The sequence below is a fragment of the Natrinema halophilum genome (assembly GCF_013402815.2).
Taxonomy (GTDB): domain Archaea; phylum Halobacteriota; class Halobacteria; order Halobacteriales; family Natrialbaceae; genus Natrinema; species Natrinema halophilum.
Map to the genome: position 1 here is coordinate 547,721 of NZ_CP058601.1, position 18,344 is coordinate 566,064.

22 protein-coding genes are annotated in these 18,344 nt (G+C 61.5%); 4 read left to right on the plus strand and 18 right to left on the minus strand.

Going from position 1 to position 18,344, the window contains the following annotated elements; translation table 11 throughout:
* Window positions 1-20: 20 nt before the first annotated feature.
* From HYG82_RS23355 to HYG82_RS23375, 5 genes are all read right to left on the minus strand, one after another.
* On the minus strand, window positions 21-1,508 hold the full coding sequence (locus HYG82_RS23355) for an MATE family efflux transporter (RefSeq protein WP_179259539.1): 1,488 nt from the start codon (window positions 1,506-1,508) through the stop codon (window positions 21-23).
* A complete protein-coding gene (locus HYG82_RS23360) occupies window positions 1,505-2,137 on the minus strand; it encodes a TetR/AcrR family transcriptional regulator (protein WP_235217803.1) in 633 nt (210 codons plus the stop codon). The genes HYG82_RS23355 and HYG82_RS23360 overlap by 4 nt, the downstream gene beginning before the upstream one ends.
* Before the next feature lie 122 nt (window positions 2,138-2,259).
* Window positions 2,260-2,706 carry an RNA-binding protein gene (locus HYG82_RS23365; RefSeq protein ID WP_179259540.1) on the minus strand — a complete coding sequence of 149 codons (447 nt, stop codon included), beginning with the start codon at window positions 2,704-2,706 and terminating at the stop codon, window positions 2,260-2,262.
* A 79-nt stretch (window positions 2,707-2,785) separates the two neighbouring features.
* Window positions 2,786-2,974, minus strand: a complete 189-nt coding sequence (locus tag HYG82_RS23370; protein ID WP_179259541.1) for a DUF1918 domain-containing protein — start codon at window positions 2,972-2,974, stop codon at window positions 2,786-2,788.
* Window positions 2,975-3,160: 186 nt separating this feature from the next.
* The gene (locus HYG82_RS23375) at window positions 3,161-3,850 is read right to left on the minus strand and encodes a type 1 glutamine amidotransferase domain-containing protein (RefSeq protein ID WP_179259542.1); all 690 of its coding nucleotides are present in this window, start codon (window positions 3,848-3,850) and stop codon (window positions 3,161-3,163) included.
* Between the two features lie 147 nt (window positions 3,851-3,997).
* Between HYG82_RS23375 and HYG82_RS23380 the strand changes: the two genes are divergently transcribed.
* Window positions 3,998-4,462, plus strand: a complete 465-nt coding sequence (locus HYG82_RS23380) for an Hsp20/alpha crystallin family protein (RefSeq protein ID WP_179259543.1) — start codon at window positions 3,998-4,000, stop codon at window positions 4,460-4,462.
* A gap of 27 nt (window positions 4,463-4,489) precedes the next feature.
* On the opposite strand, the gene HYG82_RS23385 is transcribed toward HYG82_RS23380, so the two are convergent.
* On the minus strand, window positions 4,490-5,488 hold the full coding sequence (locus HYG82_RS23385; protein WP_179264331.1) for a DHH family phosphoesterase: 999 nt from the start codon (window positions 5,486-5,488) through the stop codon (window positions 4,490-4,492).
* A gap of 219 nt (window positions 5,489-5,707) precedes the next feature.
* Between HYG82_RS23385 and HYG82_RS23390 the strand changes: the two genes are divergently transcribed.
* Both HYG82_RS23390 and HYG82_RS23395 read left to right on the plus strand, forming a co-directional pair.
* Entirely contained in the window at window positions 5,708-6,886 is a 1,179-nt protein-coding gene (locus tag HYG82_RS23390; RefSeq protein ID WP_179259544.1) for a thiolase domain-containing protein, read from the plus strand.
* Window positions 6,883-8,310 (plus strand): zinc ribbon domain-containing protein, encoded by a 1,428-nt coding sequence (locus tag HYG82_RS23395; protein ID WP_179259545.1) that lies wholly within the window; start codon window positions 6,883-6,885, stop codon window positions 8,308-8,310. The genes HYG82_RS23390 and HYG82_RS23395 overlap by 4 nt, the downstream gene beginning before the upstream one ends.
* Window positions 8,311-8,417: 107 nt before the next feature.
* On the opposite strand, the gene HYG82_RS23400 is transcribed toward HYG82_RS23395, so the two are convergent.
* The 5 genes from HYG82_RS23400 to HYG82_RS23420 form a co-directional block, all read right to left on the minus strand.
* Window positions 8,418-9,215, minus strand: a complete 798-nt coding sequence (locus HYG82_RS23400) for a DUF2182 domain-containing protein (RefSeq protein WP_179259546.1) — start codon at window positions 9,213-9,215, stop codon at window positions 8,418-8,420.
* 31 nt (window positions 9,216-9,246) lie between these two features.
* Window positions 9,247-9,858 (minus strand): DUF1326 domain-containing protein, encoded by a 612-nt coding sequence (locus HYG82_RS23405; RefSeq protein WP_179259547.1) that lies wholly within the window; start codon window positions 9,856-9,858, stop codon window positions 9,247-9,249.
* Window positions 9,859-10,332: 474 nt separating this feature from the next.
* The gene (locus HYG82_RS23410; protein WP_179259548.1) at window positions 10,333-11,331 is read right to left on the minus strand and encodes an ornithine cyclodeaminase family protein; all 999 of its coding nucleotides are present in this window, start codon (window positions 11,329-11,331) and stop codon (window positions 10,333-10,335) included.
* 71 nt (window positions 11,332-11,402) lie between these two features.
* A complete protein-coding gene (locus HYG82_RS23415) occupies window positions 11,403-11,630 on the minus strand; it encodes a DUF8015 family protein (RefSeq protein ID WP_179259549.1) in 228 nt (75 codons plus the stop codon).
* Window positions 11,631-11,936: 306 nt separating this feature from the next.
* A complete protein-coding gene (locus HYG82_RS23420; RefSeq protein WP_179259550.1) occupies window positions 11,937-12,362 on the minus strand; it encodes a DUF3054 domain-containing protein in 426 nt (141 codons plus the stop codon).
* 351 nt (window positions 12,363-12,713) lie between these two features.
* On the opposite strand from HYG82_RS23420, the gene HYG82_RS23425 reads away from it, so the two are divergent.
* Window positions 12,714-13,409 (plus strand): J domain-containing protein, encoded by a 696-nt coding sequence (locus tag HYG82_RS23425; protein WP_179259551.1) that lies wholly within the window; start codon window positions 12,714-12,716, stop codon window positions 13,407-13,409.
* On the opposite strand, the gene HYG82_RS23430 is transcribed toward HYG82_RS23425, so the two are convergent.
* From HYG82_RS23430 to HYG82_RS23460, 7 genes are all read right to left on the minus strand, one after another.
* A complete protein-coding gene (locus HYG82_RS23430; protein WP_179259552.1) occupies window positions 13,382-14,020 on the minus strand; it encodes a toll/interleukin-1 receptor domain-containing protein in 639 nt (212 codons plus the stop codon). The two genes, HYG82_RS23425 and HYG82_RS23430, sit on opposite strands and share 28 nt — an antisense overlap.
* Before the next feature lie 219 nt (window positions 14,021-14,239).
* Window positions 14,240-14,884: a triose-phosphate isomerase gene (tpiA, locus tag HYG82_RS23435; RefSeq protein ID WP_179259553.1), complete on the minus strand. Its 645-nt coding sequence runs from the start codon at window positions 14,882-14,884 to the stop codon at window positions 14,240-14,242.
* Between the two features lie 78 nt (window positions 14,885-14,962).
* On the minus strand, window positions 14,963-15,511 hold the full coding sequence (locus tag HYG82_RS23440) for a multiprotein bridging factor aMBF1 (RefSeq protein WP_179259554.1): 549 nt from the start codon (window positions 15,509-15,511) through the stop codon (window positions 14,963-14,965).
* 88 nt (window positions 15,512-15,599) lie between these two features.
* Entirely contained in the window at window positions 15,600-16,214 is a 615-nt protein-coding gene (locus tag HYG82_RS23445) for a CDP-alcohol phosphatidyltransferase family protein (protein ID WP_179259555.1), read from the minus strand.
* Window positions 16,211-16,765: an adenylate kinase family protein gene (locus tag HYG82_RS23450; RefSeq protein WP_179259556.1), complete on the minus strand. Its 555-nt coding sequence runs from the start codon at window positions 16,763-16,765 to the stop codon at window positions 16,211-16,213. The genes HYG82_RS23445 and HYG82_RS23450 overlap by 4 nt, the downstream gene beginning before the upstream one ends.
* Window positions 16,762-17,907 carry a histidinol-phosphate transaminase gene (gene hisC, locus HYG82_RS23455; protein WP_179259557.1) on the minus strand — a complete coding sequence of 382 codons (1,146 nt, stop codon included), beginning with the start codon at window positions 17,905-17,907 and terminating at the stop codon, window positions 16,762-16,764. Before hisC ends, HYG82_RS23450 begins: the two co-directional genes overlap by 4 nt.
* Window positions 17,908-18,100: 193 nt before the next feature.
* Window positions 18,101-18,286 (minus strand): hypothetical protein, encoded by a 186-nt coding sequence (locus tag HYG82_RS23460; protein ID WP_179259558.1) that lies wholly within the window; start codon window positions 18,284-18,286, stop codon window positions 18,101-18,103.
* Window positions 18,287-18,344 lie beyond the last annotated feature (58 nt).

Here is an 18,344-nt window from a genome sequence, read left to right on the forward strand (position 1 = left end):
TTTACTGACTGGGGTAGACGTCAGTCGTCGGTACTGGTCTCCGGCTCACCGACCTCGAGATCGTCGCCGACCGAGGGTGCCCCCGGCGCGCCGGTTACGTCGACGTACCGCCAGGTACCTCTGCGATACCACCCGTATGCGAGGCCGGCACCGAGGACGTTCGAGACGGCGAAGGCGAGCCAGATTCCCCGGTATCCCATCCCCGTTTGTGAGAGGATCGCTGCGATCGGTAGCCGGACCAGGGCGTAGATTACGAGGACGATCGCGGCTGCGGTAAGCGTCTTCCCGGTGCCGCGGAAGCTGCCATTGTAGGCGCGCATCACACCGATGAATCCGAACGACGGCGCGACGTATCTAAGGAACGTGACGCCGACGTCGATGACGGCCGGATCGTCGGTGAACACGGCAGTGATGGGGCGCGCGCCGATCCACGCTACCACGCCAAGCGCCCCGAGAACGACGAACATAGTCCGAGCCGCGAAGTCGGCAGCGGCCTTCGCGCGGTCCGGTTTGTTCGCTCCGACGTTCTGGCCGGTCATCGTCTCGACGCCGCGAGCGACCGCGATCGCCGGGAGGAAGATGACCGAGAACACCCGCGTTCCAATTCCGTATGCGGCGACGACAGTATCCGGGAAGAAGGCGACGATCACCAGCAGTAGGTTGATCGACAGTGCGCGGCCCATCCCCTCGATCGACGCCGGAAAGCCGATGCTGACGAGCTTCGTCGCAAAGGAGAAGTCGGGACGCATCTGTCCGAGGCGGATGCGGACCCCTCGCGTGCCACTGAACATGATCCCGAGCCCCACGACGAGCGCGAGAGAGCGGGAGAAGACCGTCGCGATCGCCGCGCCTTCGATTCCGAGTTCGGGAAACGGTCCCCAGCCGAAGATCAGGAACGGGTCGAGAATGACGTTCAGCAATACCGAGCCAAACATCACTAGCATCGGCGTGATCGTGTCGCCGTAGCCTCGCATGAGAGCGATGAAGACGAAGAAGCCGAACATGAACGGCATCCCGAGCGAGATAACCTGCATGTACTCGGTGGCCAGCGGCAACACGTCCGACGACGCGCCGAGAAGGCCGAGCAGCTCCTCGACGAAGCCGTAGCCGACGAATCCGAGAAGTATCGCTGCGAGCAGCGACAGCGCCACCGTCTGCGAGGCGGCGTACTCCGCGTCGGACTCCTCGTCCGCACCGATGTGCTGGGCGACGAGGACGCTCCCGGCGACCGACAGTCCCATTCCGACCGAAATAAGCAAGAAGACCATCGGGAACGCGAAGCTGATCGCGGCCAGCGCGTCCGTGCTGTACTGTCCGAGCCAGAACGTGTCGATGAGGTTGTACGCCGTTTGCAGTAGATTCGTTACGATGATCGGCAAAGAGAGATAGAATAGCGGTTTCGCGATGTCGCCCGACGTGAGGTCGAACTCCTCGCGACTTTTGAACACCACGGAGAGCCGATCGAAGCGGCGCGTGACCCACGCGACGAGTCTGTCGAGTAGACTCATTTGCCGGCCTCCGCCTCGCCGTCCGCGACCGTCGGTTCTTCACTACTCGAGCCGTCAGCTCGAAGCGTACTGTCGATGTACTCGTGGACGGACTGTTTCGTGTGCTCCGGCGACCGATCGACCGCGGCGGCCCGCGTTTGCGCTCCGTGAAACAGTGTCACGAGAAAGTCGGCCGTTTCGTCCGGATCGATGCCGTCCCGAAACTCCCCGGTCTCGATGCCGTCCGCGACGAATCCGGCGGTGCGATCGCGGAGCGCGCGGTCGAACTCGCTCAATCGCTCCCGATACGCCTCGTTATACGGCGACTGTGCCTTAATCTCGAGTATTGCCGTCCGAAACTCCTCCGCTGAATCCTCGTCGGACGGTGTCAGCAGTTCGTCGAAGAACTCGTGGAGTTTCTCGGACGGCGTCTCGCCGGGGATGGTTTCGGTTCGTTCCTCGAACCTGTCCAGAATGTACTCCAGAAACGACTCGAGGAGGTCCTGTTTGCCCTCGAAGTGGTAGTGAAGCGTCCCTTTGCTCTTTGTCGATTCCGCGGCGATGTCCTGCATCGTCAACTCCGCGTAGCCGTGTTTACACAGGGCGCAATACGTCGCTTCCATGAGGTCGTTGATCGTATCGTCCGCCATGCAGGATGGTTCTACAGGACCTTACTGACTGGTCAGTCAAAAGGGCTTCGTAACCGGAGGATCGCGTTCGATTGGTCTGCTCAAACTGTGTGAAGGACGGCGATTCTCGAGTGCGAACGCGGCTAGTCCCGGTCGCGCAACCGATCGAGGACTTCCTCTGCGTTCGCGACGGCTTGCTCTTTTTTCGCCGGATACGCTTCGACCTTTCCGCGGAACGTGATGCCGTCGCCGAGGCGCACGTCGCCCTGGAAGGCGGCCTGCTTGTCGAGGCGCAGGAATAGTTCGGTGTTCTCGGTGACCCGCTCGTCGAGTTCGTCGATCAGATCGTCGAAGGTCTCGAGGTCGGCCAGCCGAGAGAGGACGTGGCGGACGTCGTCGGCCTTTTCGACGCGAGCCGAAAGAACGAGGATACGGTCGCCGTAGTGGCCCTCGCTCTCTGTGCGGTCGATTTCAAGCGGTTCGTCGTCGTCCGGGAGGAAGGTTCGCAGCGCTTCCTCGACGCGCTTTTCGTCCTCGGTGGCGTAGCAGAACGTTCGTAAGTCGACGTAGTGAAGCGGGATCTGTGGCATCTACGAGTCGAATGTCCGAGTAGTGCTCGGCCGGTGGTGACGGGAGCGACCGGCTCGAGCGAGCGTGACTGGGCCGCTGTTATTCCTCGTCGTCGGCCGCCTCGAGGTCGTCCTCGGGAACGCCGGCCTCCTGACCATCGTCGAAGCTGATCGTATACGTGACGTCACCGAACATGGACTCCATCGTCTGGGTCACCGTGCCGGTTTCGCCGTCGAATTCGCTGTGCTCGTCGTGCAGAACGACGCGGTCGTCTTCCTCGAAGCTCATGAGGGGTGTTTCCCCGGCGGCGTGTAAAAAGGGACTGATTTGGATGCCCCGCCGTTGAAGCTCTCGTGAGCATCCGGTCGACGGTTCGTCCGTCTGGTCCGGTACCTGGTGGTCTGTCTGTCGATGCATTTCTTCCAGCGAGTACCCGATATCGTCTGCAACCTAGCCTTTCGGCGCGAAAGCCGTTCAGGCCTCCACTTCTACGTCGAGTTCCTCGAGCAGAGTTTCGGCGGCCGCGCTCGAGGAGCCCGGGCCCCGGCCCGTGATGAGGTCGCCGTCGACGGTGACGCTCGTGTCGGCGTCGAGTTCGGCGTCCCAGTTTCCGCCTGCCGCTTTCACTTCGTCTTCGACCCAGTAGGGGAGCTTTCGACCGTCGGGCATCCGGTCTGCCTCGTCGACGATGCCCTCCTCCCAGGCGTTGGGGAAGCCGGTCACATCGCGCCCGTTGACGATGAACGCGCCGTGGCTATCGCGGGCGAACGCGAGCATGCCGACGGCGTGACAGACGACCATCGCTTTTCCGTGGCCTTCCACGATTTCCCGGAGGAGCTTTCGGGCGTGTTTGTCCTGGTTGATGTCCCATTCGGTCCCGTGGCCGCCGGGGAAGACGACGGTGTCGTATCCCTCCGCGTCGGCCTGTGCGACCGAGATCGGATCGTTCAGTCGCTCGTCGTTCTCGATGACCGATCGGGCATGCTCGGCGGTCTCTTCGCCGACCTGGTCGGGATCGAGCGACCGCTCGTCGACCACCGGTGGACTGCCCGACGGCGTCGCAACCGTAATCTCTACTCCCGCATCCGAGAGCGTCTCGAGCGGTTCGACACATTCCTCTGCCCAGTAGCCTTCCTCGCTGACGACGAACAGTGCTTCCGTCATGTTTGGGCCTATGGCAGGCAGCGTAAAAACAACCAGCCCACCTGTTGGTTCTGCCGCAACTTTGACTGATAACATATCGGATCCGAAGAGAATCACCGCTTCTGAGAGTGGTCTTTTTCGCGGTCGGCTTCCTACATACGAGATACCATGGCAGACCGCTCTCGACCGTTCGACGGGATCGAGGAACTGCTCAACCGACTGAACCGCCAGATCGAAACGACGGCGCGGTCGTGGGAAACGCAAGTCGACAACCGGAGCCGCCTCGATCTCTCGATCGGTGACTCGGCGACTAGCATCGACCTCAAAGACGAGGGTGACGAGTTCGTCGTCACCGCCGACGTTCCAGGGTACGAAAGCGACGACCTCGAATTGCGACTATCCAGCGACACACTCACCGTTTCCGGAAACCGTGAACGCACACAGGAGGTCGGCGACGACGCGGCGACCTACATCCGACGAGAACGGACGATGCAATCGTTTAGCCGTCAGATCCGCCTGCCCGAGTCGGTCGACGTCGACTCGGTCCGAGCCAGCGTCAACAACGGTATGCTGACGGTCCGACTTCCCAAGCGGGTGACGAGCGACGAGTCACACTCCATCGATATCGACTGAGGCGCCCGTGGAGCTATCGGTTCCACGTCACTCGTCGAGGTTCAACGCGTCGAAAAATCTGTTCGTGAGTCGACTGCCGACGAACTCGAGCAATTCGTCCACGTCACCTTCGTCGTCGGCAAATAGTCCGAGTTCGATTCGGCCGCCAGCCATATCGTGGTGGCCGCCAACGGCACCCAGTTCATCGAACGCCGACCGGAGGGTCTGGCCCATGTTGACACGGGGATCGATGGAGCGGCCGCTCAGGCGAATCGCGTCGCCGATAATGCCATAGGCCAACACCGTATCCACGCCTTCGAGATTGAGCAGGTAGTCCGCCGCCTGGGGAAGTGCATCCGTCTCGGTAGTTTGGCCGACGCTCGCAATCATCGCTGAACCCCGCCGGTCTCGGCTGACTATCGCTCGACCGATGGCATCGAGCGTTCCCGGTGTGAACGCGCTGCCGTACAACTGCTCTAAAATTTCGAGGTTCGCATCGGAGTAGACTGCCAGCGCGGCCTCGTACTCGCGTCGCGTGGGTTCGCGGACGAAGTCGAGTCGCTCTCGGTGGAGCGCAAAGAGCAGCGCCGAAGCGAGTCTCGTCGTCAGATCTATCTCGAGGTCGCGAAGGTATTCGACGAAAATAGTCGCCGTGGCGCCGTAATCGGTACGCACGTCTTCGTACGTTGCCTGACTCGATTCGCCAGGGTGATGATCGACGACGATGTCGGGGGTGACTTGTTCCGGTACTTCGGTATTCATTCCTGGCACGGTGTGGTCGACGAAACTGATCGTGTCGTACTCGCCGATGTCAGTCCGCGAAATGGTCCGGAGGCTGATGTCGAGCATGTTGACGAACGCACGATTTTGCTGATGCGATATCTCGCCCCCGTAGGTAATCGTCACGTCGGTTACGTCGTGTTCTGTTGCGATCGACTCGAATGCGAGCGCGCTGGCGAGACAGTCAGGATCCGGATTGTCGTGACAGACGATCGCCAGCGACTCGGTCGTCTCGAGGGCGGACACGAGGTCGGCCGCACGCGACATATTCGCCATACGTTGACGAGACGCTTGAATCCCGCGTCGCGTTTCGGTGTCAGCGACCGATTCCGACGGCGGTAATTCCCGTTTGGCGGTTTCCTTTCGATCGAATTTTCCCCGATCGGGCCAGACGAGAACAGGCCTTTGACGGCCTTTTCTGGCGGCTGAGCCGGTATGCGTGGGAAGAACGCATACTTATTTCAATGCGATTCCTCAATGGCGAGTATGCGCGATGTATATCTCGTCGGTGCGGGACAGTCGGACTACGGGGCTTTCCCATCGGAAAGTTACCGGTCACTGTTCCGGACGGCATTCGAGGCGGCGGTAAGCAGCGTACCGAACGGACTCGAGGCCGAGGACATCGACGAAGCGTTCGTCGGCAACCTCGGCGTGGGCGGCCGCCAAATTGGACTTTCCGGGCCAGCTGTGACCGAACACGTTGGACTCGACGGCGTTCCCACGACGCGGGTCGAAAACGCATGCGCGGCAAGCGGATTTGCCGTTCGACAGGCGGTACAGGCCGTCAAATCCGGAATTGCCGACGTCGCTCTCGCAGGCGGATTCGAGGTCATGTCGGACATGAGTTCCGACGCGACGAAATACTGGCTCGGCGTTTCCGGAGAGACCGAATGGGAACGCCTCTCCGGAACCACCTTCTCCGGCGTATACGCCCAGATGGCAAGCGTCCATATGGAACAGTACGGGACCACGCGCGACCACCTCTCACAGGTCGCAGTCAAGAACCACTCGAACGGGGCGAAGAACCCTCACGCGCAACTCGGTTTCGAATGCTCGCTCGAGGATGCACGATCAGCACCCGTCGTCGCTGACCCGCTCAATCTCTATCATTGTTGTCCGACTTCAGATGGCGCGGCCTGCGCGTTGATCGTCAGCGAGGACGTCGTCGATCGATATACGGACGACCCGATCCGGGTGGCCGGCGTCGGTGCTGGAAGTGACTCGGTCGGGCTCTTCCAGCGCGACTCTTACTCGAGCGTGCCCGCGAGTCAGCGGGCAGCCGAGTCCGCCTACGAGATGGCCGACGTTACCCCCGATGACCTCGACTTTGCGGAGGTTCACGACTGTTTCGCGATCGCCGAACTGCTGGCCTACGAGGACCTGGGCTTCTGCGAGAAGGGCGAAGCCGGCCAGTTAATCCAATCAGGCGCGACCGAACTCGGAGGAGACCTTCCGGTCAACACCTCCGGCGGGCTCAAGTCCAAGGGCCATCCGATCGGTGCGACGGGCGCCGGTCAGGTCGTCGAGGCGTACAAACAACTATCCGGCGACGCAGGCGAGCGTCAGGTCGACGCACCCACACGCGGGCTAACACACAACGTCGGTGGCAGCGGTGGTGCCGCCGTCATCCACATTTTTGAAAAGGAGTCGGAGGTGAATGCATGAGCGCGATAACCGGCGTCGGTGCGTACGCCCCGCGATTCCGCATCAGCGCGGACGCATTCGAGGAGGCCTGGGGACAGTTCCACGCCGCTGGCGTAAGCCAGAAGGCCGTCCCCTCTGCCGACGAAGACGCCCTGACGATGGCCTACGAGGCCACGACCCGAGCGCTCGAGGCCGCCGGGACCGATCCCACATCGGTAGACTGGCTGGGCTTTGCGTCCTCGCGGCCGCCGGAAGCCGAGGAAGACCTGACCGCTCGATTGGGGGCAATGTTCGCCCTTCCCGAGTCGTCGACGAGGCAGGTTTTCACCGGCAGTACGCGAGCCGGTACTCGCGCGCTCTGGGCCGGACTGGACGCGCTCGAGTCCGATTCGACCACCGGGCTCGTCGTCGCAGCCGACGCACCGAAAGGCGATCCGGACGACGCTGTAGACCACGCAGCAGGGGCCGGCGCCGCAGCGTTCGTTCTCGAGCGCGGCGGTCCGGCTGAAATCGTCGACCGCGCCGAGTACGCCGCGCCCTACCCCGGAACTCGGTTCCGAGCCACCGGCGACGACGAGACCCACGCACTGGGCGTTACGCAATACGATCGACAGGCGTTTCAGGAAACGATCGGCGGCGCAGTCGATGGTCTCGAGGGCGATCCGGAGCCCGAAGCGGCAGCGATTCAGGCACCCGACGGAAAGCTCCCCTACCGCGCGGCCGGCGCGGCTGGCGTCGGTACCGACGAAATTCGGGCCGCCGCGTCGGTCCACGAACTCGGTGACCTCGGTGCCGCAAGCGTTCCGATGTCGCTCGCAACGGCGCTTTCCGAGGGTTACGAATCCGTTCTTGCGGTTTCACACGGCAGCGGTGCGGGAGCAGACGCCCTCCTCATCGAGGCCGACGCGGACGTGCCGGTCGCGACTGCGCTCGAGGGCGAGGACCCACTCTCCTACGCTGAGTATCTGCGCCAGCGCGGCATCGTGACCACGGGACCGCCGTCCGGCGGCGGCGCCTACGTTAGCATTCCGACCTGGCGGCGGTCGATCCCACTGCGCTACCGGCTCGAGGCTGGTCGCTGTTCCGAGTGTGGAGCGCTATCGTTCCCGCCGGAGGGCGCGTGCGACGACTGCAATGCCCTCGCCGAGTACGACCCCCTCGAACTCGCGGGCAGGGGAACGATCGAGGCAGTGACGACCATCTCGCAGGGTGGTGCACCGCCCGAGTTCGCCGAGCAACAGTCCCAGTCTGGCGACTACGCGGCGGCGATCGTCGCCCTCGAGACTGCAGGCGGTGACGAGACCGTCAGCGCACCGGCGATGGGTACCGACGCTGCTCCCGACGACTTCGCGGTTGGCGACCGGGTCGAGACGACGATCCGACGAATCTATACCCAGGAAGGCGTCACCCGATACGGTTTCAAAATCCGACCTGCAGGAGAGTAGCGAGCCTCGAGTTACGGCCCGTCGAAACCGAGTGTTCTGATTCAGGGGTGGTTTCACGCGGAGTCGCGCGAAGAGACGGCGCCCGTTCATCGATCCCGAGAGCGGGTTTAGATCACCGAGAGTGCGACGACGGTACATCCGGTGATGCCAGCGAGGAGACCGATCACACGCGCAAGTTGCTCCCCCCACGTAACCGTCCGCTCAAGCGAGAGCGCGACCGCGATGAGCGCCATCCAGATAATGTTCATCGATCCCACGATCACCATAAACGCGAATAGGGCCCAACAGCACCCGATGCAGAAGACGGCGAACTCCCCGCTCATCCTAACGGCGCCACGAACCCCCGGTCGATGGTGAGTCATGAGAAATCCGAGCGGCGATCGACAGTAGCGCAGACATCGGTATTTGTACGGCGAGAGCTGGTACACCGACAAGAGCAAGAGCGATCCGCCCATCAGGAACCCGCCGTGGTCGTTCGCGAGGCCGGCGATCGGGACCAGCGCGTTGAGGGCCAGCGGAACGACTCCCGTGAGCGTCCAGACGAGAGCGTACGTTCCGAGAAACGCACCGACTCGGGCCGCCTTCCCCGCGGTCGTCGTTCCGGCGAGCGTCTCGGCGTACAGCCGGAAGAGCGGGACCGACGACGGATACATCATGGCGATCATCATCACGCCCCACATGAACAGGTACAGGGCGATTCCCGACGGTCCGTTCGAGAGCGCCATCGCCTCCGGCACCCCTGGTTCGGACGGCTGCATTGGTGCGTCCGTCGCGCCGCCAGGCATCGGTAGCCAGCGACCGACGACTGCCGTCCACGCCCCCAGCGCGATCACGTAGGCGACGAGAGCGACGATCGGGACTCGCCGGCGGGTAATTCGTTCGCGGAACGAGTCGTCCGTCTCCATGGCTGATCAGTCGGGTGTCGTCCCGCTGCCGTCAGGAGTTCGCCAGTTCGAAGTCACCGAGGTAGGCGTTGTTTCCAGAGACGTCCCACTCGAACCGATCGTCGTAGGAGACGGCGGCCGTCGTCGACTTGCCTGTCTGGACCTCGTGACTCTGCGTCAACGGGTGGGGCGATATCGTGCCGACCTCCTCGTTGAACCCGACCGCGGCACTCGCGTCCATCTCGATGACGTCCCCGATGTCGACGGAGAAGTCCATCCCGTCCCGCGAGTAGTCGATGGGAACGGTCGCGACGTCTGCGGATCTGACGTGCGTGTCGGCGACGGGAGCCCAGATCCCGCCGGCGCGGCCGAGGTAAATGTCCTCGACAGCCTCGCGCTGGTCGTCGTCGGCCGTCTCGTCGACGAGTAACACGACGTCCCACTCCGTTTCGGTGTCGAACATGACGCCTTCCTCGGTCGAGATGAGCATTCCGACGTCTACCCCACTCAGGTCGACGTCGCCGTAGCGTCCCTCCTCGATGTGCCACGCCAGCGAGACTTCACAAACGTCGTCGTCCGGCGGTTCTAGCCATACGCACTGGCACGCGACGTCGCAGTTGCAGGCTTCCACGTAGTCTCCTTTGATCGTCCATTCTCGGGGCATTTTCGTTCAACCGTGTGAAATGCCAACGAAAGACGTGATAAAGCTACCAGGTGACCCAGCTCGCCGTATGGAACCGTCGGAGCAGGTCGCTCCCACTGGAGACGTGACGAACCGCTCGGTGAGGCTCGTCTCCGTGTTCGGGACGTCCCCTGGACTACGGATCGCGAAAATCCGCGTGTCCTCGGCCGCCCGTACGGCTTGAAGACCACCCCAAGCCGCACTGACGCGGGGAACACTGGTACCAGCAATACCCCTCTCATTATACGAGGTACCTCGAGGCCGTTCGAAAACCCCGCCGATCCTCCGAACGTGGGCGCGGCGAAGCGTCGCGGTATGTCGGCGCGAAACTCGAACTACAAGCGATTCCGTCGGACTCACCCGCCGGGAATCCCCGATTCGTCCGATGACGAGAGAGCGATGGCGCTTCGAGCCACGCGACCGCACGGCAGGTCACCGGTGTACCGTCTCGGGCGTTCAGTTTCCGGTGAGCGCCTCGCTCGCCGGCTCGAACTCGATTTCGGTGCCCAGCCCCTCCTCCTGTGCACGTTCGTATAGCAGATACGCAGCAGCGACCGTCTCGATACCGGTTCCCCCGCTGTCGAAGACCGTAATCTCGTCTTCGTCCGTTCGACCGTGTGCGTTCCCGGCGACGATATCGCCTAATTCCGCGGAGACGTGGTCTTCGGAGATCGCACCCTCCTCGAGCGCCTGGATGTACGAACCCGCATCGAACGTCGCTCGCTCACGGAGATCGGGCACGTACGTCGCGTTTGCGATGGTCGCTGCATCCAGTTCGCGCTTATCGGGCGAGTACTGGCCCATCGCGGTAACGTGAGTGCCAGCCTCGAGATCGTCGCTGTCGAAGACGGGATCACTTGCTCGTGTCGCTGTGATCACGACGTCCGCTCCGGAGAGGGCCCGGGAACTCGAGTCGACCGCACGGACTGATGCCTCGAGTGATTCATCGAAATCGGAGGCGAACGCGTTGCGGTTTTCTGGTGTGGGAGAATATACCCGAATTTCGGTGAAGTCTCGAACTGTCGCAGTTGCGCGAAGCTGTCCTCGCGCTTGTGCGCCGCTACCGATCACCGCGAGCGTGTCGGCGTCCGAACGAGCGAGTTCGTCGACTGCGACTGCACCGGCGGCACCGGTTTTGTGCGGATTCATGCTCGCACCGTCGAGCAGGGCGAGTGGGGCACCGCTTTCCGCATCGAATACCGGCGTCATAAACCAGGCGTCTTCTGCACCGAACCCGGCGCTGTACATGTACCCGCCCATCGCACCGGTCTCGGGGAGGACGGCAGCGTAGGTCGTGAGCATCCCCTTCGGATCGGCGTTGAAGAACTTCGACCGCGGTTGTGCAGGCGCACCGTTACCCCGCTGGCGATACCCTTCCCGAACTGCATCCACGTAGTCAGCAGGGGTCGCCAGGTTGACGACATCCGTGCTAGTAAGGAACAATGTGTCAGTCATGACTGACAGCACGAAACGGAGACGTGAAAAGGAACCGGAAGCGGTCAGTTACTCGGAAGAGAGAGGGAAATTCAATCCGCGTTGACTGGGTGACGCGCTGTCTGGGCCTCTTCTGTGACATCAGCCGGGACGTCTGCTGGGGTGTTGATGAACATCGCGTGGCCGATGATAGCCATTGCGACGAGTGAACCGAGTGGTACTGCGGCGGTTACCGATAATCCTACGAACGTCAAGGCTGCTGTGATTCCGAGCAGTGCGACTGGGATGAGGCCAAGAACAATGTCGTAATATCCAGTCATAATGTATTCTATAGTATGAGGAAGAGGCATATAAGTGTTTCCCATAATCGGCACATGGTAGATGAGTTTCTAACTTGTGGCCAACGCCGTGAATTCTCATAACTTATTGGATTGTTATTGCACGTCGAGATCCGTGAAAATTTACCGATTACGATACTGTCGAAGTGGTTACTCAGCTACTACCGCCCGCGATCCCAGTTAGATTGGGAGAAATAGCCGGTTTTCGCCTCGGTACGAACGAAGGGTGATTCAACAGCGATTGGACAGTACTGACTCGATCCGACAGTGACTCGATCCGACAGTGACTCACGCCGTCGCCGAACGGTAAAGACCGAATCCGAAACGCCAGCCCAGCAGGGCAACCAGTCCGGTTCCGGTTATCACGAGCGGGAACGGCCACGTCGCGCCACCATCGAACAGCGACGAGGCTCGAAGCATGAGGCCAACGTTCGCTGCTGCGATCCAGGTTACTGCCATCTGACGGTACCGATGCGAACCCTGGACTCGGTCGCGTGTGTAAACACCAGCGAGAAGTGAAACCGCGAGCCAGCCAATGACGAACGGAGCGATCGTCTCGACGGATGCGAACGGTTCAGCGATCGGATTTCCGCCGTGTTCGATGTTCCCGAGAAGAACCAATCCGGCTATAACACTGACGTCTACAACCGCAGTGACGAACTGATCGCGGTCAACACCGCCGCCGTACCCTCCGGATCGAACAGCCGTATCCATACACGGGACTTGGTCCCAAGAGATTATTGTTTTCCCGATTCGGATCGCCGAACGCGGCAAATCTGACAGGAGAGGAGGAACTCGGCGACTGCTTGATGCCGAGCACCATCCAACGGACAGAGCGTCTTCGTGCGAGGGTCGCCTCGCACGTGCCGGAACACGGTGGGAGGGACCTTTGTTATCGATGCCGTTCAGGACCGACTGTCCAACGGCACTATTCGGGGTAACTAGTAAGTGGAACTTACCTCAGTAACAGCTAAAATCCCGTCTCCAGTCAGACTGCGAGAGTTTCTCGTTTGCGCGACTGTCAGCAAAAGAACTAATACGGGAAAGTCCCAAATCGGTCGAGTGATGGCCGTGGTCGGTGATCGACAGGCCGGCTGTGACGGGTGTGGCCGAACGGTTGCGCTCGAGGAATTACTGGCAGTGACAATGCCAAACGGCGATCAGGTCGTCTGCTGTTCGGACTGTGAACCACATGCCAGAACGGTTGCGCGGAACGGTGGGTCGCTCGATCAGTGTCGAGACGTCTGTGATGGCTGTACCCGAACCACCCGTTTGACCGACCTCGAAGACGTCGTACTCGACGACGGGACCGTCCTCACCTGCTGTCCATCCTGTGTCGCCGAAACACCGGGTAGCAACACGGAAGGCGCCGATCGTTCTACCGCCGGTGCATCCGACTCAGGAGTCGACTCGAGCCCGACTCCGGGAGATCAAACCGATGCGGAAGTGACCCGCTGTAGTCACTGTCACGAGAGCGTCTCAGGCGACCCCTTCCGCATCACGACGATCGACGAGCGCACGGAATGGCTCTGTCACGATTGTAAGACCGACGCCGAAGAGCGGGGTATCGTCGCAACAGTCGACATGCAAACGTCGAGAGCGTGCGAAATCCTCGGCGTGAGCGCGAATGTAACCGAAGACGAACTCCGTGCGGCCTTTCACAAACAGGTCAAACGGGCCCACCCCGACCGGAAAAGCGGCAGCAAATCGGCGTTCAAACTCGTCACGAGGGCCTACGAGCGGCTCCGAGATGCCGACTGAGGAGCGATACCTTCTTCCCGCCCCAGAAACCCGATCGTCGCCGGGTTGAAGTAGTACGATGTTTCACAGACCTCACACGACGTCGTCAGGTGTTTGCTGTGAGCGTGAAGTTTCCAGAGTTTTGTCTGCCCTTGCTCGAGTTCGAGCGTGACTGGATGGCCACAATCGGGGACCGTACACGGGAATCGAATATACCAGTTCGGCACGGACAGCGCACCCAATGGGGCGAGTTCGCTCCGCAGGCGACAGAGGAGGTTGAAGATCGTAAACGAGAGATTGTCCCGATCGATCGTCACGCCTTCGACGTCGTTGATGAACCCGCGCCGGCTCACCTCCTCGTCACGTAATGGCAGTACCGGAATCCCCTTGGCCACCGCATAGCCGATCTCCTGGTCGATCCACGTATTGCCGGTGGCGTCCTCGGTTAAGACCGCGACGACGACATCGCTGTTTGCGAGTCGACCTTCGAGTCGTTTTCGTGACCGACCAGATTCGATCTCCTCGAGTGCAATGTGTACCCCGAATGGAAAGTTTTTGACCGTCGAGAACAGGTCCTGAACGAGGCCGAGATCGCCGGGAGCATGTGAAACGTATACCTGTTCTCCAGTCATTGTATGGTCTACGATAATCAGGTGTATGAGTCATTATTAATCTATCTCTCAAATCGTATTCAACAACTGCGCTGTTTATCTTGGTAATTAGAGGTGGATTTCGAACTACGGCACTACTATTCGAGTGAGTAAGATCCGTGTCGAGCCGATCGAATCGTTCGCGATCGGCGCTCTCTCCGGGGATGGTTTCGCCCCAGGTAACAGAGGTCAGTGCGGAATTTAGAGCGGCTCGACCAGCGACTCGAGCGCCGCAGTTGGGTCGTCGGCCTTCGCGACGCCGCTTGCCAGTAGAACGCCCTCGGTGCCGAGGTCGCTCGCGGAGACGACATCGTCACCCGTGCTGATCCCTGCACCACAGAGAACCGCGACGTCCGGGTCGACGGTTTCGGCGGCCTCGACTGCGTCGCGGACGATGTCGGGATCGGCCTGGCTCACCGGAGTGCCGGTACCGATGAGTTCCGGCGGCTCGACGGCGACGGCGTCCGGTTCCAATGCGGCGGCAGCGCCGACCTGCGTTGGATTGTTCGCACAGACGATGGTCTCGAGATCAGACCGCTCGGCTGCCCGGAGCGCCCCGTCGATGTCGGCCAGTTTCAACCGTCGTTCGGAGTGGTTTATCAGCGTGCCAACAGCCCCAGCGTCGGCGGCGGTTTCCGCGAGCGTGTGCCCGGTGTTGCTCCCGTATTCGATTGGATCGACGTGCTGGGCCCACGTTTCAACTCCGGTCTCGGCGACTCGTTCGATGTGCGCCGCCTGTGGCGCGACCGCTAGCCGAGCGTCGGTGGTATCGTTGACGTCGCGGACGGCTTCGGCGATCGCGATTGGATCGCACGGATAGGTCTTCAGGTTAACGAGGACGAACATATCGCCAACCCCTCCCGCCCGAAAGAAATAGCTTGCGAGTCGGCGACGCCGTCTCCGACGCCGCTGACGGACCGCGTGTCAGTCTTTGCGCTTGACGACGTCTCCAAGCGTATAACTTCCCGTCGAGGACCCACTGGACCACTCCGAGTCCCCGCCCGAACTCCCTTCTGCACTCAGGTCAATCTCGAGGAACTTCTCGAGTTTCGATTGGACGCGATCGCTCGGAAGCGTGTCACCGCGCTCGATCTTGCGGATCAGACTCGCTTTTTCGTTGAGTTCGTTTGCGAGATCGGATTGGCTGAGCTCATTTGCCTCCCGGGCGTTGCGAACCCGATCGTCGTAATCAGTCGCGAGTTCCTCCATGTCGTCGAACATGTCCGAACGGCGCCGCTGGCTCGAGCCGCCAGAGCTCGAGGAACTCGTACTCGAACTGGCGGATTGGCCATTTTCGCTCGAGGAAGACGAACTGGAACCGGTCGAATACTTCGTGGACGTACCGGAACTCGAGGGCTGTTTCACCTCGGTTCCGAAGTCGGTACAGTTCGAACACACATCTAGCTTCGCGCCCTCGACTTTGATGGTCTTCGGGGACGACGTCTCGGCCCCACACATCTCGCACTGAACCATGTGAGACCCTATATCGTGGCGAGGGATAAAGCATGCGGCGCGATGCCGAACTGTGGAAATCCCCCGGCTGTGTCGGGTGAACCAACGGTCACTCGAGTGCAGCCCACGAGTAATAGAACCGCTGGAGCGCGGTCACGTGGCCCACGACAGCGAGGAAGATTAGTACCCAGCCGACGATCGTAAATCCGCCGAATGTCGTTCCGGCGAGGGGATACGCGACGAATCCGACGATACCGATGATCGCCAGTCGATCCGCGCGACCGACGAGACCGCCGTAGACTCGGTCGAGACCGACTGCTTGCGCCTGCGTTCCGAGATACGAGGTCATCACGACGCCGGTCACTGCGACGAAGCCGAGCAAATAGTCCTCGAGTCCCGCGGCCAGCCCTGCAATGACCACGATGTCCGCGTATCGATCGAGAACGTGATCTAGTAAGTCACCGCCGGCTGACGCAACGTTTTGCTCTCGTGCGAGCGCGCCGTCGACGATATCGAGCCAGCCATTTAGGAAAACCAACGCTGCTGCAACGGCGTACCAAACCGGATCGCCACGCCCGCCGAGGGCAAAGGCCACCGCGGCCAGAATCGCCATTCCGAAGGCGATCACGCTTACTCCGTTCGGGGTCAAACCGACGCGATCGAATCCGGTGACGAACGGATCGAGAAACCGCGAGATGTACGGTCGAAACCTGTCCAACGTCATGTCAGATACCCCATGAAGTTGACCTCACCCGCGCTCGGTTCGCGCTCGTTCAATGCGACGGCTGCCAGTTCGTCAGCGACTCCCTCGGAATCGAGATCTGTCGTGTCGATCTCGTAAATCGACTCGAGGCCGTGTTCCTCGACCGCTTCGGAGAGGATGACGTCGAGCGCCTCGCTTTCCGCGTTTTCGTGGGCCTTGCGCTCACTCTCGCCGCGATCGTGTAACCGTTGCTCGAGGATTGCTGGGCGACACCGCAGGACTGCGACCCGATCGGCCTCGAAGTGGTGGGCGAGGTGGGATTCGAACACGACCGACTCTCTGCCTTGGAGCCACTCGCTGATGGCCTCGAGGTCCGCAATCTTGCTTTCGCGGTCGGCGTCGACATCGGTGTAGAGCGCCTCGTCTTCGAGGACGCGGTTGAGGTGGACTACTTCGAGATCAGCGAGCGATCCGTCGTCCTCGTTCGAGTCTCGGCTATCCAACCGAGATCGGAGCAGTTCCGTGGCGGTCGTTTTCCCGGTCCCCGGAGTACCAGTGACCGCAATTTTCATGGATCGGCCACCTCTGTATCCGGTCCCTCAGGGGCGTCCGAGCCGAGACCGAGATCGGCGAGCACGCCGTTGAGCGTCTCGACGGCGCGCTCGGTTTCGTCTTTGGTGCCGCAGGTGATGCGGATACAGCCCGGAAGACCGAAACTCGAACAGTCCCGAACGATGACGCCTCGTCGTTGCATCGTTTGGGCCACGGTTGCTGCATCGCCCACGTCGACGAGAACGAAGTTACCTCCACTCTCCCAGACGTGCGAATCGATGTGTTCGCGCATATACGTGCGGGATTCGCGGGCCGTTTCGACGGTTCGAACGACGTGTTCGTCGTCTCCGATGGCGGCGAGGCCGGCCCTGCAGGCGAGTTCGCTCGCCGCGAACGGTGTGTTTACGCGGACGTAGGCGTCGGCCCACTCGTCGGGGACGACGGCGTACCCGAGTCGGACGCCGGCCAATCCATACGCCTTCGAGAACGTCCGTAACACGGCGACGTCGTCGCGGGCGTCGTATCCGTTTCGTCCCTCGATGAGGGCAACGGCACTCTCTCGGTCGGCGAACTCGCCGTACGCCTCGTCGACGACGATCAGCGTTTCCTCGTCAGTTGCGTCGGCGAGTCGCCGAATTTCCTCGAGCGGGATGGTCGACCCGGTCGGGTTGTGCGGGCTAGTAAGCCAGATGATCCGTTCGCCGTCGTACCCCTCGAGAACCGTCTCGGCGTCCTGAACGAAGCCATCGGACTTCGATAGTTCGTACTCTCGGACGTCGCCGTGGTGATACCGGGAGCTCATTCCGTAATAGGCGAACCCGGGTGTGGGGACGACGACGTCCTCACCCGGTTCGAGCATCGCCCGGTGGAGGTAGTCGATCGCCCCGTCACCGCCGTTTGCCAGCCATATCTGTTCGTCGGTGACGTTCCAGCGGTCCGCGACGGCGGCGGTGAGGTCTGCGTGGGCGGCTTTCGGGTAGGAACTTACGCTCGAGGCCGTCTCCCGGAGGGCAACGGCCGCGGCCGGCGAGGGACCGTGCGGGTTCTCGTTCGAGGCGAGTTTGACGAACTCGGAGGGATCGCGCCCGAGTTCTCGGGCGACTTCCTCGATGCCTCGACCCGCCTCGTAGGCGACGTGATCGGACAGGTCGCGCGGTTGCATACGCGAATTCTGTTTCCCGTGGCTCTTAAGGGTGCTTACATGTGGTCGGTCGCGCCGTAGAGACCGTGTGTTCTGCTGTCGCACGTCGGAAGAGACACCGTCCGGTGACGCGGAGACCGATGTACGGATGCGGGTCCGCAAGCGGTGTAACCTATCTGCTCTATATGCGTTCTCCACGGCCCGTTTACGGCGGTTAGACGGCATTTTCCGTCGCCTCTCTCAGGATGTGTGGGACGAGGAAAATTTCCACGATCGCTATACCGAGCCAAATCCACCGGCTTGTTCCATCAGCAACGGTGAATGCGAAGAACGTGATTGTCCCTGCGCTGGCGAACCCCGCCCCGTAACGGACGATCGGGTTTTCGAGCGGACTGGACATACGTTCCACGCCACGTGACGTGGATATATTACTTACTATATTAGAGGGAAAGCAAGTT

Coding starts and splice junctions, on each gene's coding strand:
- HYG82_RS23395 (WP_179259545.1), top strand. CDS start 6,883: ATGAGCGCGATAACCGGCGTCGGTGCGTACGCCCCGCGATTCCGCATC.
- hisC (WP_179259557.1), bottom strand. CDS start 17,907: ATGCAACCGCGCGACCTGTCCGATCACGTCGCCTACGAGGCGGGTCGA.
- HYG82_RS23405 (WP_179259547.1), bottom strand. CDS start 9,858: ATGCCCCGAGAATGGACGATCAAAGGAGACTACGTGGAAGCCTGCAAC.
- HYG82_RS23440 (WP_179259554.1), bottom strand. CDS start 15,511: ATGGTTCAGTGCGAGATGTGTGGGGCCGAGACGTCGTCCCCGAAGACC.
- HYG82_RS23370 (WP_179259541.1), bottom strand. CDS start 2,974: ATGAGCTTCGAGGAAGACGACCGCGTCGTTCTGCACGACGAGCACAGC.
- HYG82_RS23445 (WP_179259555.1), bottom strand. CDS start 16,214: ATGACGTTGGACAGGTTTCGACCGTACATCTCGCGGTTTCTCGATCCG.
- HYG82_RS23375 (WP_179259542.1), bottom strand. CDS start 3,850: ATGACGGAAGCACTGTTCGTCGTCAGCGAGGAAGGCTACTGGGCAGAG.
- HYG82_RS23415 (WP_179259549.1), bottom strand. CDS start 11,630: ATGACTGGATATTACGACATTGTTCTTGGCCTCATCCCAGTCGCACTG.
- HYG82_RS23425 (WP_179259551.1), top strand. CDS start 12,714: ATGGCCGTGGTCGGTGATCGACAGGCCGGCTGTGACGGGTGTGGCCGA.
- HYG82_RS23355 (WP_179259539.1), bottom strand. CDS start 1,508: ATGAGTCTACTCGACAGACTCGTCGCGTGGGTCACGCGCCGCTTCGAT.
- HYG82_RS23460 (WP_179259558.1), bottom strand. CDS start 18,286: ATGTCCAGTCCGCTCGAAAACCCGATCGTCCGTTACGGGGCGGGGTTC.
- HYG82_RS23385 (WP_179264331.1), bottom strand. CDS start 5,488: ATGTCGCGTGCGGCCGACCTCGTGTCCGCCCTCGAGACGACCGAGTCG.
- HYG82_RS23390 (WP_179259544.1), top strand. CDS start 5,708: ATGCGCGATGTATATCTCGTCGGTGCGGGACAGTCGGACTACGGGGCT.
- HYG82_RS23430 (WP_179259552.1), bottom strand. CDS start 14,020: ATGACTGGAGAACAGGTATACGTTTCACATGCTCCCGGCGATCTCGGC.
- HYG82_RS23360 (WP_235217803.1), bottom strand. CDS start 2,137: ATGGCGGACGATACGATCAACGACCTCATGGAAGCGACGTATTGCGCC.
- HYG82_RS23450 (WP_179259556.1), bottom strand. CDS start 16,765: ATGAAAATTGCGGTCACTGGTACTCCGGGGACCGGGAAAACGACCGCC.
- tpiA (WP_179259553.1), bottom strand. CDS start 14,884: ATGTTCGTCCTCGTTAACCTGAAGACCTATCCGTGCGATCCAATCGCG.
- HYG82_RS23420 (WP_179259550.1), bottom strand. CDS start 12,362: ATGGATACGGCTGTTCGATCCGGAGGGTACGGCGGCGGTGTTGACCGC.
- HYG82_RS23400 (WP_179259546.1), bottom strand. CDS start 9,215: ATGGAGACGGACGACTCGTTCCGCGAACGAATTACCCGCCGGCGAGTC.
- HYG82_RS23380 (WP_179259543.1), top strand. CDS start 3,998: ATGGCAGACCGCTCTCGACCGTTCGACGGGATCGAGGAACTGCTCAAC.
- HYG82_RS23365 (WP_179259540.1), bottom strand. CDS start 2,706: ATGCCACAGATCCCGCTTCACTACGTCGACTTACGAACGTTCTGCTAC.
- HYG82_RS23410 (WP_179259548.1), bottom strand. CDS start 11,331: ATGACTGACACATTGTTCCTTACTAGCACGGATGTCGTCAACCTGGCG.